This is a genomic window from Streptomyces sp. NPDC057682, from assembly GCF_042799575.1.
Classification (GTDB): domain Bacteria; phylum Actinomycetota; class Actinomycetes; order Streptomycetales; family Streptomycetaceae; genus Streptomyces.
Genome location: NZ_JBHVIN010000031.1, coordinates 38,388 through 52,697, shown reverse-complemented (window position 1 = coordinate 52,697; position 14,310 = coordinate 38,388). Strand labels below are relative to the sequence as shown.

The following is a 14,310-nucleotide window of genomic DNA, read 5'->3' as shown; positions in this document are numbered from 1 at the left end:
CCGCTACGAGAAACGCGCCTACATCTACCTCGGCACCGTCACACTCGCAGCCCTCGTCATCTGGCTCAGAACATGATCCGAGAAACAGTGCCTAGGCGACCTAGGGCGGTTGACGGGTCGGGGTCGTCCTGAGGAAGCAGGGGAGCGAAGACGGAGCGCCAGCGTGGGGCGCGGGCGGTGGCTGCGACCTGTGCGTAGCGGTCGCTGTAGCGCCACCGGGACCACAGGGAGCCGCGGACGAACGAGGACAGGACGCCGACCGGAGCACGGGTCAGGACGATGGCCGGAGAGTGCGGCAGCATTCCCAGGACGGTGTCGGCGGCGAAGAAGAGGTTGGTCTCCTTGACCAAGTGCCGCGGCCGGCCGTGCAGGTCGCTCAGTGCGCATAACAGGTGGTGCCAGCCCAGGCCGCTGAGTCCGGTCCCGTGAAGGCTGGGCGGGACTCGGTTGCCGGGCGAGAGCGGGTGCTCGCGTCCTAACTGCTGGCGGAAGGGCTCGTTGTGCTGCGGCATCACGTCTCGTACGGAGTCGGAGAACCAGTTCGATCCGACACGCTCGAAGATGCCCAGGGCCAGGACGGGCGGCATGGCGGATCCGCCGGACTGCTTGGTGAGGCGGGCCAGCCGTGCGGCGGCGCTCGCGATCGTGCCGTCCAGCGGAATGCCGGCCTGCGGTAATCCGCCACGTGCGGGCGTTGAGAGGGCGAGGCTGTAGTCGTTCTCGTCGGCTCGTGTGTGGTTGCGGGCGGCCGGTGAAGTGCTGTGCCCGGTCGGATCGGATGGAGAGGTGGTCACTGGGTCACTCCTTGACGGTGGTGGCGTTGGTGGTGCAGGGGTCGGTCGCGGGAACACGGCAGATGATCTGTTTGCCGACAGGGGTGATGCGTGTCTGCCACCCGGGCGAGAGCAGGTCGATCAGGCCGAAACCTCGACCGGTTTCCGCGTCCTCGTCGTCCAGGGCGGTCAAGCGCCGCCTGGGCATACGGTTCGGCTCAGGATCGTGGACCTTGACAGAGACGCAGGATTTCTCGGCACCGAGCTCCACGACCAGCGGGACCAGGTCACCGCAAGCACGTACCGCGTTGCCTACCAGTTCAGAGGCCACCAGTTGCGCGCTCTCCACCGCTTCCTGCCCGACGCCGGCCAGCTTGAGCGTTGTGCCGGTCATGTCGCGCAACCGCTGTAGATGCTCCGCGCAGGCGCACATGTGCACGACGAATCCGCGGTCTGTCCTCATCAGGTAGAACCCGGGGGCGGACTCCGTCACCGTCTCCGCCATGAGCGTCATGGCTTCCTCCGTGGTGCAGCATGCGGCCACACGTCGAGATCTCGCGCACACCGTGTTCCCGCCAACTTGAGTACGGTGACGCGTCCTTGGGGAGGAGCATGCACCGTTTGAAGCTCAACTCGCAATATTGTCACCCGAGTTTGCGTTTTAGGCTCGGTGTTCTATCGACTTGCGCCCTGGAGCGGTGAAAGACTGCGCCCATGCCGAACGCGCGACCCGTACCCACCGTGCGCCGCCGTCGCCTGGGTGAGGCGCTGCGGCAGTTCCGCATCCAGGCAGGGCCCGGAGCCAAAGGGCTCACCCTTGAGGAGGCCGTCGAGGAGGTCATCCGGCGAGACAAGCAAGCCGGCGGCGACGGCGGCACGTGGGCCCCGTCGAAGCTGTCTCGGATCGAAACCGCCAAGGCCCGCATCCGCCCGGCCGAGGTCACCCAGCTCCTCACGGCATACGGCCTGGACGCCAAGCAGGACGATGGCATCTTCACGGCCCTGGAAGGCCTGGCCAAGCATGCCAGCCAGCAGGGTTGGTGGCAGACCTACAGAGGGGTCGTCTCCCCGGCCTATGCCGACTACATCTCTCTCGAGTCCGACGCGGAAGGCATCAGGATCTGGTCGCCGCAGCTCATACCCGGGCTGCTGCAGACCGCGGCGTACGCCCGCGAGACGATCACCGTGAACGCCACGACCCGCACCCCGGAGGAGGTCGTGGCTCTGGCCGAGGTTCGTATGGCGCGCCAGGCCGTACTCTCCCGGCCGGAACGGCCCCTGAAACTACGGGCGATCATCGACGAGCGTGTTCTCCACCAGCGGGTCGCGACCCGGCCCACACTCATGCGAGACCAGTTGCGGCGCCTGCTCGATGCCGCCGACCTGCCGAACGTCACGCTTCAGATCATGCCGCTGACCTCATCCCTGCATCCGGGCACCAGCGGTGGCTTCAGCCTGGTCGGATTCCCCGACCCCATGCCCGACGTCGTCCTGCTGGAGAACCTGGTCGGAGCGTCCTATGTTGAGGCTGACGGGGAGGCCCGGATCTATGCCGATGCCTTCGAGCAGGTCGTTGCCTCTGCCCTCCCCAGCGACATGTCGCTGGCGCTGATCACCCGCATACTGGAAGAAGGAAACGGCAAGTGAACAATGAAAAGGGCGAGTTGCGTGCTCCCGATCTCGCCACCGCCCACTGGATGAAGTCCAGCTACAGCGCCGGAGAGAACGACTGCGTGGAGATCGCCATCCTGCCCGGCGGCGCCAGGGCCGTACGCGACTCCAAGCACCCCGAGCGCGAACCTTTGTGCTCCACCGCGTCCGCGTGGGCAGCCTTCGTTCAAGGCGTACTCGGCGGAGAGGTCTAGGCAGCCCTGGCCCCGTCGTGAGTGATCGCGAGAGCCCTGCCGCACGTGTAGCGGCAGGGCTCTCGGCATCAGGAAAGGGTTCTAGCAGGCCCGGTGGGGTTTGCCGTTACACGGATGCTGGCACGTAGCGGACATGGGTTGCAGGGCATTCCTGGGCGAGCGCGAGGAGGGCGTCGCGCTCAGTTTCGTCGGCGGCGAGGTCCCAGCGGAGCTTCGTGCCGACCCAGGTGGCGGCGTAGGTGCAGTGGTATGAGGTATCCGAGGGCAGCCACTCGGCTGGGTCCTTGTCGGCCTTGGACCGGTTGGAGGCCGCGGTGACGGCGATCAGGGTGTCGGGGCTGTCCTGGTCATTCGCGTACGCCTCACGCCGGGCCGCGCTCCACGGAACCTGCTCGGAGTCGTAGACCTCGGCGAGCGGGACGAAGTGGTCAACGTCGAGACGGGCCGCATCGGTGACCACGACGTTGTCGTACCTGCTGAGCCAGGAACCGCCCGTCAGCGCGCACCGCTCGCCGACCTGGGGCGCTTCGACGGCCTCGGCGAGGATGGTCTCCTTGCGGGTATTGCAGCCGTCGGTGCTGTTCAGACCCTTGTTCCAGTGCTTGTAGAGAGACCGGCTGTATCCCGCCCGGTGTTCGGCGGCGATGGGCAGGTGGTCGATCGCCTCGGCGAGCGGCATCAGTACCGCGGGTGACGGGCCGGGTGCCGCCGGCCGTGAGCGAGCTGCTTCGGCAGGCAGGGATGTCGCGAGGACGGTCAGGGCGGCGAGAGCGAGGGCGGGCAGGGTGCGCCGCATCGTCATGGTGATCACGAATGGCGTTCTAGAGCGAATCCCAGCAACCGGGAAGCGCCCACCAGGGATGATCACCCGGATGGCGGGTGCTTTTCACCGCAGAGAGGCGCTGAGTCGAATTCCATCGCCGATTACGCCCAGCGGCATCAGTTCGCTCGAACAGGTGACGTTGTCAACCGATGGTGCTCCCGGTTTTCATTGGCTGCCGCTGATTACTACCCCGATTCGGTCATATGCGATCAGTTAGTGATCGGGCGTGACTGCGGTGTGACGGAGATGGATTGTTGTGGCGAATGTGACTGCATGCTTTCCGGATTTTTGCCGTCCGTTTTCATCGGTCTCATCCGGCCCGGCGAGGGGCGGGGCTGGGCTAGCTTCCGGGGGAAGGCGCGGAAAAGGGGCTCCGAAGTTGAGTGGTGTCGGCGTCGGAGCCCCTCTCGCCGTGCCGGATCAACAACACGCAAGGAGCAGGTAATTGATTCAGCGCGTCCGCCGGGTGATCGATTGGGTCATTCCGGCAAATACTGAGGCTAGCATTCCGCTCGCGGCCCTCGTGCAAACTTCCATCAGCGGTGCCTTCCAGGCGACGCTCCGCCTCGGCTCACTCCTCCAGGTGGGACTCGTCTCGGCGGCCCTCCACGCCGATCCGCTTCACCCGCAGGCGCTCATGATGCTCGCGGCGACCGCCTGGGCCGACCGCAGCACCGTGTCGTACCTCAAGGTGTGGCACGGCTGAGATCGGTGAACCGGACGCCGGCCACCTCCTGTTCGGGTGGCGGCCGGCGTAACCGGCCTCGCGGGCCGGGCCGTTCCTCCCGAACGGCGCCACACCCTCGCTGGGTTGCCGCCGCCGGGGCGGCATCGCTCCACGACTGCTTCGCGTATGGAAGGCAAGCATCATGCCGACGCGCGCCGAATGCGCCCTGGCTCAAGCGGTTCACCCCGTCCACGCCCCCGACGAAGCGGCTCGGGCGGGTAGAGGGCTGCGATTCCTCGCCTACGAGGCGTTCTGCCGGGACCACTGGACCGCATACCGGGCCTTCGGGGCGGCGGCGGCCGGATCCGCCCGCCTCGGCGCAGACATAGCCCGCAGCGCGCTGCGCGACCTGGCCGCTCAGTGGGACGCGACTCTCCAGGCCGCCGCCCCGGCCGCATTGGCGTGGGGCCTGCTCTCAGCCAAGTGTGATCCGCACCACAGGCCCTCCGTGCGGCGTCTGCGCAGTGTCCTTGCGCCGCGCGAGGTTGACGCCCTCCTGCTGCACTATCGCGTCGGGCTGTCTGCTCCCGAATCCGCCCGCACCATGGGGTTGGACGGTCCCGGATTCGAGTTGCTCCGCACTCGCGCGCTGCGCGGCATCACCCGGTCGAAGTGCTGGTGAATATGCCGCTGGTGAATTCGTGACCGGTTGCGCCGGGAGTGCGCCGGGGTGTGGATACGGTTTGGCCTGGCTGATTCGCGTTGGCATGTTTCGCCCGTTCGTGGATGCGGGTAGCCCCCGTGTCGGCGGCCCTCCTAGCATGGGCGATCCGCCGTCAGGGAGCTGTGACGCCTCCCGGGAGGTACGTGCGGCCGGAACGTGAGGAGCGAGTCGATCGTCGACATCAGCAAACCCAGTGTTGCCAGAATGTACGACCATTTATTGGGTGGCACTGACAATTATAAAGTGGACCGCGATGCCTGTGACGAACTGCTGCGTATGGCACCCAGCACTCGGACGCTCGCGCTGGCCAACCGGGCATTCCTGGTGCGCGCAGTGAAATACCTTTCCGGCGAATGCGGTGTCCGTCATTTCCTCGACCACGGATCCGGTCTGCCGACACGCCCGAACGTTCACCAGGTCGCCCAGGAAATCAACCCCGACAGTCATGTCGTCTACATCGACAACGACCCGATGGTCGTCGCGCACGGGCGCACGATGCTGGCCGAGGACCCCAGAACCACTGCGGTGCTCGACGCGGACTTCCGCAACACCGAGGGCATCTTCGCGAGTTCGGAAGTGCGCCGGCTCACCCGTGACGGTAGCCCCGTCGCGGCACTCTTTGTATCGGTACTCCATTGCATTCCCCGCCAGGACGATCCGTGGTCGCTGATCGCCGCGGTCGCAGAACGCCTGCCGCCCGGCAGCTACATGGTGATCTCCCAGCTCACCAGCCCGGACCCCGCACTGCGGGCGGAGATCACGGACTTCATGCACAGGGTGACCGATGGGCGCTGGGGCGAGGTCCGGGCGCCCGACGAGGTCGACCGCTTCTTCGACGGCCTGGAGTTCGTCGGCACCACCGCCCCCGTCGAGGTCTCCCGCTGGCTCCCCGACAGCGATCTCGCCCCGAGACAGACGACCGACGAGTGGATCGAGTACGGCGCGGTCGCCCGCGTCCGCTGACCTAGATGTCCGTCGCGGGCTCGGTCCCTGTCGGCTCTTCGGGCTCGGTCGCCAGCTGGTCGATGTACATCTGGATCCGCGCCAGCGTCTGCTGCTTGTCCAGCGCCCGTCCCCACCAGTCGTCCATCGACGCCTGAAAGGTCTCGACTTCGGCGGGGTCGACGAGGAACTCGCCGCCGCGGTTCTTGTTCTCCAGGTAGACCGCCTTGCCGGTTTCACTTTCGTGCGGTTTGAACAGCGTCATGGCCGGGTGCAGCGGGGATCCCTGGCGCAACGCCTTCCCGGGCAGCACGTAGATGTGGACGTTCGGCTTGTTCTCCGCGAGGTTGAACAGGTGCCGGAGCTGTTCACGCATCACCTGGGTGCCGCCCAGCTCCTTGGCGAGCACGGACTCGGCGATGATGATGTGCATGATCGGGGCGTCCTCCTGGTCGAGGAGCATCTGGCGCATCTGGCGCATCTCCAGCCGCCGGTCGATCAGTTCCAGGTTGCGACGCCGCACTTCCGGGTCGTGCTGTGCACGGGCATAGTCGGCCATCAGCGCCCGCGCGTAGCCGGCCGTCTGCAGGACACCCGGAATGTTGATCTCCTGGTAGATCCTGATCACCTTGGACGTGGCCTCCATGGCGAGCACGCTGGCGAACAGGTCACCGACCACGTCCGAGTAGTTCGACCACCACTGCTGCTGTCGCCCCTGGGACTGCCAGAGCAGGAGCGCGACCTCATCTATGACGTCCTGGGGAGCGTTGTAGAAGGTGAGCAGCGCGAGAACGCGGTCCTCGTTGAGCTGGTCGCCGCGAGCTCGTTCTATCCGGCTCAGCGTGGCCGCTGACCCGAGGCCGGGCCTGCCGGCCACGTCCGCGAGGTTGAGGTGCTGCTGGGTACGCAGATACCGCAGCAGGGCTCCGATGAGCCTTGCTGCGGCCTTCGGGGTCGAGGGCGGCCCCTGCTCCTGCTGGCCCACTAGGGCCAGAATCCGACCGGACATGGTGAACTCCTCGCGTCGACGCAGTTTCCCGCCGCGCGCTCAGAATGGACAACCCGCCACGCCCGGAGCAACCTGTGGCCGGTGCTTTTCAGACAGTCAGCCCGCCCAGATCTCCCCTGCCCGCGCCCGCGAAGAATGCCTCCATGGCGCTGCGGCCGATCACCAGCGCGGGGCCGTCCGGTGCCTTGGAGTCCCGGACCGCAAGGCGAGTTCCATCCCCGATGAAAACCTCGACACAGTTGATCGCGTCATCGCTCGCCGAAGACTTCTTCCACCGCGCCCCCGTAATCGAACTCGCGGTCATTCCGTTGAAGAGATGCTGCATGTATCACTGCCCCTTCCCTGTCTGAGCTGCACCGATGGTCGGGCTGCAGCTCAGGTTGAACCTGGCGACCCTGCTGATTTCACAGCCCGATGAAAATTGCATCGACTCGTGACAACGAGGGAAATCCTAGATCCTTCGCGGCGTCCGTGGAGTCCCCCGAAAGGGCGGTGTCGGCGAGATGCAAAGCATTAGTATGTTTATGTATTTGGTCGGGAGTGGGGCTGTTCCGGCGGTGCAGAGAATGGCCGGACTCGGGTGGTGACGGAAACGGTCCTGCCGGTTCTTGCTCGGTTCACGGAAATGATTCGAAATTCAATCGAGGTGCGTGGCCGGTATGCCGGTTTTTCGCGAAGGGCCTGCTGCCCATCAGCGCGAGCGGCCGGCGGGACGCATGACCGTCGGCGTCGGCGCGGGCGTGACCAGGCCTCTCGCGCGTTCGCGGCCCAGCGGGTACTGACGGACGACGGTCTCGTTGGCGAGGGCGTCGCAGAGACCTGTGATCAGGGAAGTCGGGGTGCGGGGGGATGCGCTGATCGCCCAGGTGGGCTGGTCCGGGTCGGTCCCGGCCCAGATGGTCCATGTGGCCGGGTTCTGGGGGTGCTGCGAGGTGAGGGGGTCGAACTGAACGCCGGCTTCCCCGTCGGGGGATATCCTGCGGAGCCCGCGGGTCGTCAGCGAGTGCTCCCATCCGGCCTCAGTCAGGGGCCGGGTGGCCGCGGTAGCTGTCTGCTCGTCGACCGGGCCGTCGATGCGGGTGTCCCTGCCCTCGCCGTCGGCGAGGTGGGTCAAGAGAACCTGCAGCGCCGGGGCGGGCGTAGCGCCCGTCGCGGTGAGGACCCACATGCGGTCGGAGACAGGGGTTTCGTACGCGGCCACGGTCCACACCGTTTCGTGTGCGTCGGCTTCGTGGACGTGCTCGATACGCAGGGTCTGAGACTCATGGATGGCGTGGGTCGTCTCGTCCGACCAGGTCCGCCACTTCTGGAACTCGCCGTGCTTGTCGAGGAAGCGATCGAGGAGTGCGTCGTGGTCGCCGGGGTCCGCCAGGTAGACGGGGACCGTCTTGTGCCCCGGGTGGGAAGGGCCAGCCTCGCTGGTGGTGACGTTGACGGAGCGTGCTGCGATGGCGGCGCGTTCGGTGTCGGTCAGAGACGCCGGACCCAGGCGCATCTCGGATGCGTGGACCCGTTTGAAGGCCGTCATCGCCTCCGCGAGCGAGTCGAAGGTGTCGGCGACCTGGCGCAGGTGGTTTTCGCCGTGGAGGTACACGGACTTGCCGCCTTGGTGCAGGTAGGTGCCGACTGCGACGGTCGTGTGGCCGTCCCGGGCGTGGGCGTGGATGAGGAGACGACCGTGCTGGATGTCGTCGTGGATCTTCTGCGCCTGGTCGGAGACCCAGCGGACCTCGCCTCGGGTGCACCAGGGCATGGGGTAGTCGGCCCAGGCCCATTCCTCGTCGATGGCCTCCTGGAGCTGAGGAGTGATTTCGACGGCGATGCCCTCGGCCGCCAGAGCCTTCGCCATGTGGTCGGCGTAGTACGGCTCCTCGTGATCAATGCGGGCCAGGACCAGAACGGAAGGGGAAGCAGCACTCCACCCGGCGGACTCCAACGCCGCGGTCGCGATGTGGGCCTGCGAGCCGGTCAAAATGGCCCGTACGGCGCTGGGGTGAGTGGGGTGGGTGGTGAAGAGGACGTGAGCGTCGATAGGGGAGTCACCTGGGGTTTTGTGTTTCGTGCCGACGGCGGGTCCGGGTCTTGGGGGCTACCGGGTTGCGCGTGCGGAGCGGGCGGCGTGAGCGGCCGTGGTGGTCGGCGGGCCGGCACGGGTCGTTGGAGCGGGGCGTTGCCGCGGTGGCGGCGCGGCTCCGGTGGCGCGTTGCCAGCGGGCCCGGACGGCTGAGAAGTCGCCGAGGGCACGACGGGAGCCGACGACGAGCTGGCCGGGGGTGTTCGCGCAGTCATGGGCGTAGGCCTGGATGCGCTGACCGGTGTGCTCGGCTGTCGCGAGGAGCGAGCGCTCCAGGGCCCGGTCGGCCCAGTGCTCGACGGATCCTTCGGGTTCGGCGAGTACGTGCAGGATGTCGGCAGGCCGGCTCCCACTGTCCAGCAGTCCGCGCTGCTGTGCTTCCCACAGGACTGTGACGGGGTCGACGGGCTCCTTGCGGCGGGCCAGGGCGATCAGGCACTCCCACAGGCCGGCGTGCAGCGGCAGAATCAGATCGTCGGGGAGCAGCCACCGGACGGAGCCTATGTCGGCGGGCCGGGCAGTGGCGGTGGCAAGAAGAAGTTGTTCCTCCTCGACGGCTTCCGCGAGGTTGGGTACGGCGGAGGGCGGCGGTGCCGCGGTGCGGGGACGTACCCCTGTGCGTGTGGGGAATCGCTGGCCGATGTCGGCCACGACCGCAGTGAGCGTGTCGGCTTCGGCGAGCACCTTCTCGACGACGTGCGGCAAGGAGGTGTCGTGGACGGTGTGGACAAGGCCTTCGGCGGCCGACTGCAGGCGGCGGCGCGCATGTTCCGCCTCCACCATCCGGGCATACGCGGGGGCATGGCTCGGCCACAAGCAGGCCTGTACCAGTGTGTGCAGGTGTATGGCGGTCAGCCCGCGAGTCAGCCCCTGGGCGGTGCTGAGCACGCGGTTGAGCCATCGGGTGGTCCTCCTGTGCTCGGCGGGGTCGGGCCGCGGCAGAGTACTGATCGCCGTAAACAGCGCGGCGTGTGCGGAGGTGGAGAAGGAGTCTGCGGCGATGCCGCTCACATCGTCCAGACGGTGTGGTTCGCGAAGGAGGGCCCCGAGGAGAGCCTGCTCGGCATGGAACACCGGCGGGGGCGGTGGGATGGAGGCGACATCGTCCTCGCTGGGTTCGGGGGCGTGGGACATCAGGCGGCCAGGGTGAAGTCGTCGGGGCAAAGAGCGACGCCGAGGTGGGGGGCGAGGAGGTGCCCGGCGAGCAGCGGGGGCATCGCGTTCCCAATCTGTGAGAACTGCTGGCCCTTGTTCCCGGCCCACGGGTAGTCGGCGGGGAACGTCTGCAGCAGGCCGGCCTCGCGGGCGGTGATCCTGATCGGCTCCGGAACAGCCGGGACGTCGGCACCCGCGGACAAGGGCGCAGCGGGCTCGGCGACCCACGTGCACTCGTTCGCACGGTGACCGAAGAACATGGTGCCGGCTGGCTCGGACAAGGGGCGGACGGTGGCGTGGGCCTGGTTGTTGCTGCGCAGGGACCATGACCACTGGTGGGTCTCGGCGGTGAACGCCCGTGCCGCAGCGTTCGTCCGGGGCGTCCAGGTGCCGCGCTCCCGGGCGTCGGACAGCGCCTTACGGGAACCCGACGGGAACGGCTCGGGCCCACCGCCGTCTCCGCCGCCCGCGCAGACGGTGGGGACCGGCCGGTCGGTCGCACCCCACCCCAGAGCTTCGGCCATGCTGACCCACTCGGCCCGGCCGGGACCGAACAGTGAATCCGGCTCGGCGAGTCGGGCGTGCGTGGGAGGAGGCGGCAGAGCAGTCCGAACACGGGAGGCCAGGAGGATCGCTCGTCTCCGCGTCTGCGGGACACCGAAGTCGGCCGCGTTCAGGATCCCGTACCAGACGGAGAATCCCCACCCGCGCAGGACAGCAGCGTATTGCTTCCACAGAGGCAATACCGCCGGCACTTCCTCCATGGCGACCCAGTCGGGCTCGCCGACCGCGTTTAGCGCGTACAGGTAGCGCATCGGCTCCGCGGCGAGCAGGGAGCGCTCGTCACGGCACGCGGTGAGGAGGCGCTTGCGGGTGTCGCGGCCCGCGGCCAGGTCCTCGACGACCGTGTGCACCAGCGGCTGGTCGAGGAGCCCCAAGCGCTTGCCCGCCAGGCTCCACGCCTGGCACGGTGGCGAGGCAATCAGACCGCGCGTGCGGCCGACGAACGGCCGCGTCGGATAGGCCGCTACGTCGGTTTGGACCGTCAACTGGCCAGCACGCGCCCGGGTCTTGCACGCCCAATGGTCCCATTCCAGCCCGACGTCGGCCAGACCGAGAACTTGGAGTGCTCTGCTCCAGCCACCCGGCCCCGCGAAAAGGTCGAGAATCAAAACCCGTAGCTCTCGTGCAGGGACGGGGAGTTCCCTGGAGGCAGATTAGTTATCAAGACGCTGACTGTGTCCTTCTTTCATTAATTATGGGTCTTCTGTAGCGAGCTGGAGGGATGAATTGCGCGCATGCTGTGAATTCCCTGCACCGGGAAGCTGAATCACCAAATTGGATCGGCGTGTCAGCGCATCTTCGATGCGTTCTTGAGCGGCGCTGGGGGTGGTGGTGCGGCAGGGGTGGATCGGTTCTGTTCGACGCCAGAAGCGTATGGCGAGGGTATTGCTCCCTGGAGCCTGCCTGCGGTGGGCGGTGCCAGTGTGGCTGCCTCCTCCCGGAGGCCGCTGACAACCATTTCGAGAATTCTGTCAGCCGTGTCACGGCTTTCAGAAACAACCTTGTTGGCCAGACCGGCCCGTCGTGCCAGCTCGACCCTATCGTTTTTGTGCTCGGGGTAGATGCTGAACTTGTACGTGGCGACTTCTGCTTGTATTCGACCGAGTTCAGTAGCGACCTCACCCAGCGGGGCGAGAGTTTTACTGTATGCCTGGACAGCTTCCGTTGAGCCCTGGGATGGTAGGTCGATAAGGCATTGATCGACCTTCTCGCAGACAGCTTTGGTGATCGCTGCCAAGATGTTGCTTCGCGCGGAGAGGGTTTCTACTCCCGGAAGGGATGGCGGTGCAGGAAGGGCGCGTAGCTGAAATCGGAGACGGTCGATCAGGCTGGCCATGTCGTGCAAAGCCAGTGCCTGGGAGAAGTTGGTCATGCGTTTTCGATGCCTTTCTCTAAAGGCTGTCCCGCAACTCGGGGAAATGGCCAGTAGGCCGCCACAGCCAGATCGACTTGTCCGGTTCTATCCCGGCTCGCGGCCTCATCGGGATTCAGGCCAAGCAGGTCGAACCGGACATTGGTAAACGGTCTCCAGAGTTACGGGACAACCTTTAGGACGTCGGCCTCGTCGGCGGCCCACTCGGCCGCCGGCACGTGGTCGATCGGCGCCCGACTCAGCGGTACGCGTGACCGAGAGCAGTACTCGCTCATATCTCAATGCCCCCCAGTGGAACGACCGCGACGGGCTCCCAGGTGATGTGGCGGCCGTCGTGCCACTGCTCGACGAGGTGGAGCCGGTCCGCGAGGACCGTTCCGGACAAAGGGCCGTCGATGGCCGAAAGCTCGGCCTTGAGTCCGGCCGCCTCCAGGAGCTCAGCACCGTCCGAGGTGTAGGCGACGGACATGTGCGGGTAACGGCTCGGCGCCGCCTTGAAGACGCTCCCGGCGCGGGTCATGGCCCCGGTGAGGTAGTCCACGATGCTCGCGAACGGGTTCTGCGGCCACCCGCTGATCTCGACGGCCACGTTGCCGATTGCTGGCCGGTCGAAGGTGAGGACGAAGGGCTCCACCGTACGCGCGAAGGCTCCCACGTTTTTGAGGAGTCCCTCCAGATCGACACCGGTACGCGCCAGCCCGACGGCGTGCAGAAGCGTGCAGTGCATGCCCTCTACCGGTACGCCCGGAAGACCCGGCCGGGAGAACCCTGCGTACGGAGCCAGGAGATCGGCGGCCTCGTCGTAGGTTGGCAGGATGTGCCAGTGGAGATCGCGGCGGCCTGCAGGCCAGACGGCGCTCACCCGGTCAAAGAAGTTCTCCACGAGGCCGCGTTCAGAATCCCCGTCCACACCGAAAGGTCCGTGCGGATGGTCAATTGCCCGCTTGACGCGCGGGTCTTGCATGCCTACTCGTCCCATTCCAGGCCGATATCGTGTACGCCGAGAACGGTCAGGGCGTAGCTCCATCCGCCGGGGCCGACGAACAGATCGAGCACGATCATGTGGCCAGCCCGAAGTCGTCACGGGTCAGGGCGTCTGCCTCGCCCCGGCAAGCCCAGGGCGAGCATCCGTCGGTGACGCCCTCTTCCAGTGCGGCGGCGTCTTCATCGTCGCCGAGTTCCTGCTGCAGGGCGGCCCACTCAGCGGCGGTGACGTGGTCGATGGGGGCCTCGGCCAGCGGGATTCGTGAGCGGTGCAGGAAGGCTTGGCCGAGCAGGCGGTTGCCGCTGGCGTTGGCGCGGGCGTTGCCCTGCCGGATGGCAGCATCGAATTCGACTACGTCCGCCCACTCCTCGGGCGAGGTATCACGGATGTGGCGCCACTGCGCGTTGCCGTGGAACGGGCACCCCAAGCAGGAGGACTTCGGGGTGTTGGCGAGGTCAAGCGAGGACAGGTACCGGATGCAGTCGGTGCGCGACCAGCCCAGGTCGATGAGTGGGTGCCGGTTGCGCATGTACTTCACGTCCGCGTCCTTGGCGCGGTGGAACTCGTCGGTCGAGATGCCGACCCACTGCTCGACGAACACCTCCCGCGGGATCCGGGCGGGGTAGGGGTAACCGAGGAGGGCTCTGACCTGCTTTTTTATTGGTTTTATCTTATATTCGCCGGTGCACTGCCTCCGGGTCATCCCGGCCTTGCCGTTCTGGTTGAGGATGTAGAGCGGCATGGAGGCGAACCTGTGGTGTGGGTCGAGCGCGTCGTCGCGGATGTTCCCGGTGGACACGCGCAGGACGGGGATGCCGGCCGGGGCGGCTATCTCACGCTCCAGGCGGTCGAGGTGCTCATAGACGGCGCGGGGCTCCCAGCCGGTGTCGGCGAAGATCGCGTAGTCGACCTTGGGAAGGGCACCTGCGGCGGACAGGGCGAGCAGGGCACTGGACTGGACTCCGGCGCCGAGAGACAGGGCGCGAAACTGGGGCTGTTCGGTGATGGTGGGTCCTGGAGGGCGTGGGGGAGCGGAGGGGGATCTCGGCGCGTCGGCGGTACGGGTACGGCGGGCGACTGGGAGTGCTCTCGGCGCAGCGCGTGGCACAGCGCGAGGAGCCCGTCGAGCAGGTCGGCGGCCGAGGCGACGGTCGGCTCCGCAGCGCTCGTTCTCAACAGTGCGCGCCAGGGCGGCGGGAGGCGTTCCTCGTTCGTTGGCGGACCGTAGAGATGGGCGTGCAGGGCCTGGGCGTAGACCGCCACGGGGCCGCCGCGGGAGCGGTAGCCGTGCTGGGCTGCTGCTTGGCGCCGGACGGCGAAGTGCACGGTGACGTCGCGGAGAGTAGCGCCAGGTATC

The 14,310-nt window shown here is 67.0% G+C and carries 16 protein-coding genes and 1 pseudogene; 5 read left to right on the top strand and 12 right to left on the bottom strand.

Annotation, left to right across the window (positions count from 1 at the left end):
• Positions 1-65: 65 nt before the first annotated feature.
• A complete protein-coding gene (locus ACFVDM_RS37385) occupies positions 66-794 on the bottom strand; it encodes a hypothetical protein (RefSeq protein ID WP_383651152.1) in 729 nt (242 codons plus the stop codon).
• Positions 795-798: 4 nt separating this feature from the next.
• A complete protein-coding gene (locus ACFVDM_RS37380) occupies positions 799-1,287 on the bottom strand; it encodes an ATP-binding protein (protein WP_383651151.1) in 489 nt (162 codons plus the stop codon).
• Positions 1,288-1,487: 200 nt separating this feature from the next.
• Here ACFVDM_RS37380 and ACFVDM_RS37375 point away from each other — a divergent pair, with 200 nt between their 5' ends.
• Together ACFVDM_RS37375 and ACFVDM_RS37370 are read left to right on the top strand one after the other, a co-directional pair.
• Complete coding sequence (locus ACFVDM_RS37375) at positions 1,488-2,420, top strand: helix-turn-helix domain-containing protein (protein ID WP_383651150.1); 933 nt, start codon at positions 1,488-1,490, stop codon at positions 2,418-2,420.
• The gene (locus ACFVDM_RS37370; RefSeq protein ID WP_383651149.1) at positions 2,417-2,638 is read left to right on the top strand and encodes a DUF397 domain-containing protein; all 222 of its coding nucleotides are present in this window, start codon (positions 2,417-2,419) and stop codon (positions 2,636-2,638) included. Before ACFVDM_RS37375 ends, ACFVDM_RS37370 begins: the two co-directional genes overlap by 4 nt.
• A gap of 106 nt (positions 2,639-2,744) precedes the next feature.
• Here ACFVDM_RS37370 and ACFVDM_RS37365 read toward each other — a convergent pair whose 3' ends face one another.
• Positions 2,745-3,440, bottom strand: a complete 696-nt coding sequence (locus tag ACFVDM_RS37365; protein WP_383651157.1) for an HNH endonuclease family protein — start codon at positions 3,438-3,440, stop codon at positions 2,745-2,747.
• Positions 3,441-3,984: 544 nt separating this feature from the next.
• On the opposite strand from ACFVDM_RS37365, the gene ACFVDM_RS37360 reads away from it, so the two are divergent.
• The 3 genes from ACFVDM_RS37360 (at position 3,985) to ACFVDM_RS37350 (ending at position 5,815) form a co-directional block, all read left to right on the top strand.
• Entirely contained in the window at positions 3,985-4,167 is a 183-nt protein-coding gene (locus ACFVDM_RS37360) for a hypothetical protein (RefSeq protein WP_383651148.1), read from the top strand.
• 163 nt (positions 4,168-4,330) lie between these two features.
• Entirely contained in the window at positions 4,331-4,810 is a 480-nt protein-coding gene (locus ACFVDM_RS37355) for a hypothetical protein (protein ID WP_383651147.1), read from the top strand.
• Between the two features lie 198 nt (positions 4,811-5,008).
• On the top strand, positions 5,009-5,815 hold the full coding sequence (locus ACFVDM_RS37350; RefSeq protein ID WP_383651146.1) for an SAM-dependent methyltransferase: 807 nt from the start codon (positions 5,009-5,011) through the stop codon (positions 5,813-5,815).
• A gap of 1 nt (position 5,816) precedes the next feature.
• Here the strand turns inward: ACFVDM_RS37350 and ACFVDM_RS37345 are convergent, their stop codons facing one another.
• From ACFVDM_RS37345 to ACFVDM_RS37305, 9 genes and pseudogenes are all read right to left on the bottom strand, one after another.
• Entirely contained in the window at positions 5,817-6,803 is a 987-nt protein-coding gene (locus ACFVDM_RS37345) for a helix-turn-helix domain-containing protein (RefSeq protein WP_383651145.1), read from the bottom strand.
• 88 nt (positions 6,804-6,891) lie between these two features.
• On the bottom strand, positions 6,892-7,128 hold the full coding sequence (locus ACFVDM_RS37340; RefSeq protein ID WP_383651144.1) for a DUF397 domain-containing protein: 237 nt from the start codon (positions 7,126-7,128) through the stop codon (positions 6,892-6,894).
• A 366-nt stretch (positions 7,129-7,494) separates the two neighbouring features.
• Positions 7,495-8,652, bottom strand: a complete 1,158-nt coding sequence (locus ACFVDM_RS37335) for a DUF317 domain-containing protein (protein WP_383651143.1) — start codon at positions 8,650-8,652, stop codon at positions 7,495-7,497.
• A 240-nt stretch (positions 8,653-8,892) separates the two neighbouring features.
• On the bottom strand, positions 8,893-10,011 hold the full coding sequence (locus tag ACFVDM_RS37330; RefSeq protein ID WP_383651142.1) for a DnaB-like helicase N-terminal domain-containing protein: 1,119 nt from the start codon (positions 10,009-10,011) through the stop codon (positions 8,893-8,895).
• Complete coding sequence (locus tag ACFVDM_RS37325; protein ID WP_383651141.1) at positions 10,011-11,204, bottom strand: DNA cytosine methyltransferase; 1,194 nt, start codon at positions 11,202-11,204, stop codon at positions 10,011-10,013. Before ACFVDM_RS37325 ends, ACFVDM_RS37330 begins: the two co-directional genes overlap by 1 nt.
• 179 nt (positions 11,205-11,383) lie before the next feature.
• Positions 11,384-11,968, bottom strand: coding sequence for a hypothetical protein (locus ACFVDM_RS37320; RefSeq protein WP_383651140.1), 585 nt, complete (start codon positions 11,966-11,968; stop codon positions 11,384-11,386).
• A 271-nt stretch (positions 11,969-12,239) separates the two neighbouring features.
• A complete protein-coding gene (locus ACFVDM_RS37315; protein ID WP_383651139.1) occupies positions 12,240-12,695 on the bottom strand; it encodes a 2'-5' RNA ligase family protein in 456 nt (151 codons plus the stop codon).
• A 179-nt stretch (positions 12,696-12,874) separates the two neighbouring features.
• Positions 12,875-13,030: pseudogene (locus ACFVDM_RS37310) on the bottom strand (DNA cytosine methyltransferase); the annotation flags it as partial.
• Positions 13,027-13,899, bottom strand: a complete 873-nt coding sequence (locus ACFVDM_RS37305; RefSeq protein ID WP_383651156.1) for a hypothetical protein — start codon at positions 13,897-13,899, stop codon at positions 13,027-13,029. The gene ACFVDM_RS37305 and the pseudogene ACFVDM_RS37310, both read right to left, overlap by 4 nt.
• Between the last annotated feature and the right edge of the window lie 411 nt (positions 13,900-14,310).

What these genes read in the sequence shown, in the direction of transcription:
- ACFVDM_RS37335 (WP_383651143.1), bottom strand. Translation starts at nt 8,652, where the DNA reads ATGGCGAAGGCTCTGGCGGCCGAGGGCATCGCCGTCGAAATCACTCCT.
- ACFVDM_RS37375 (WP_383651150.1), top strand. Translation starts at nt 1,488, where the DNA reads ATGCCGAACGCGCGACCCGTACCCACCGTGCGCCGCCGTCGCCTGGGT.
- ACFVDM_RS37340 (WP_383651144.1), bottom strand. Translation starts at nt 7,128, where the DNA reads ATGCAGCATCTCTTCAACGGAATGACCGCGAGTTCGATTACGGGGGCG.
- ACFVDM_RS37315 (WP_383651139.1), bottom strand. Translation starts at nt 12,695, where the DNA reads ATGCACTGCACGCTTCTGCACGCCGTCGGGCTGGCGCGTACCGGTGTC.
- ACFVDM_RS37345 (WP_383651145.1), bottom strand. Translation starts at nt 6,803, where the DNA reads ATGTCCGGTCGGATTCTGGCCCTAGTGGGCCAGCAGGAGCAGGGGCCG.
- ACFVDM_RS37365 (WP_383651157.1), bottom strand. Translation starts at nt 3,440, where the DNA reads ATGACGATGCGGCGCACCCTGCCCGCCCTCGCTCTCGCCGCCCTGACC.
- ACFVDM_RS37330 (WP_383651142.1), bottom strand. Translation starts at nt 10,011, where the DNA reads ATGTCCCACGCCCCCGAACCCAGCGAGGACGATGTCGCCTCCATCCCA.
- ACFVDM_RS37320 (WP_383651140.1), bottom strand. Translation starts at nt 11,968, where the DNA reads ATGACCAACTTCTCCCAGGCACTGGCTTTGCACGACATGGCCAGCCTG.
- ACFVDM_RS37380 (WP_383651151.1), bottom strand. Translation starts at nt 1,287, where the DNA reads ATGACGCTCATGGCGGAGACGGTGACGGAGTCCGCCCCCGGGTTCTAC.
- ACFVDM_RS37355 (WP_383651147.1), top strand. Translation starts at nt 4,331, where the DNA reads ATGCCGACGCGCGCCGAATGCGCCCTGGCTCAAGCGGTTCACCCCGTC.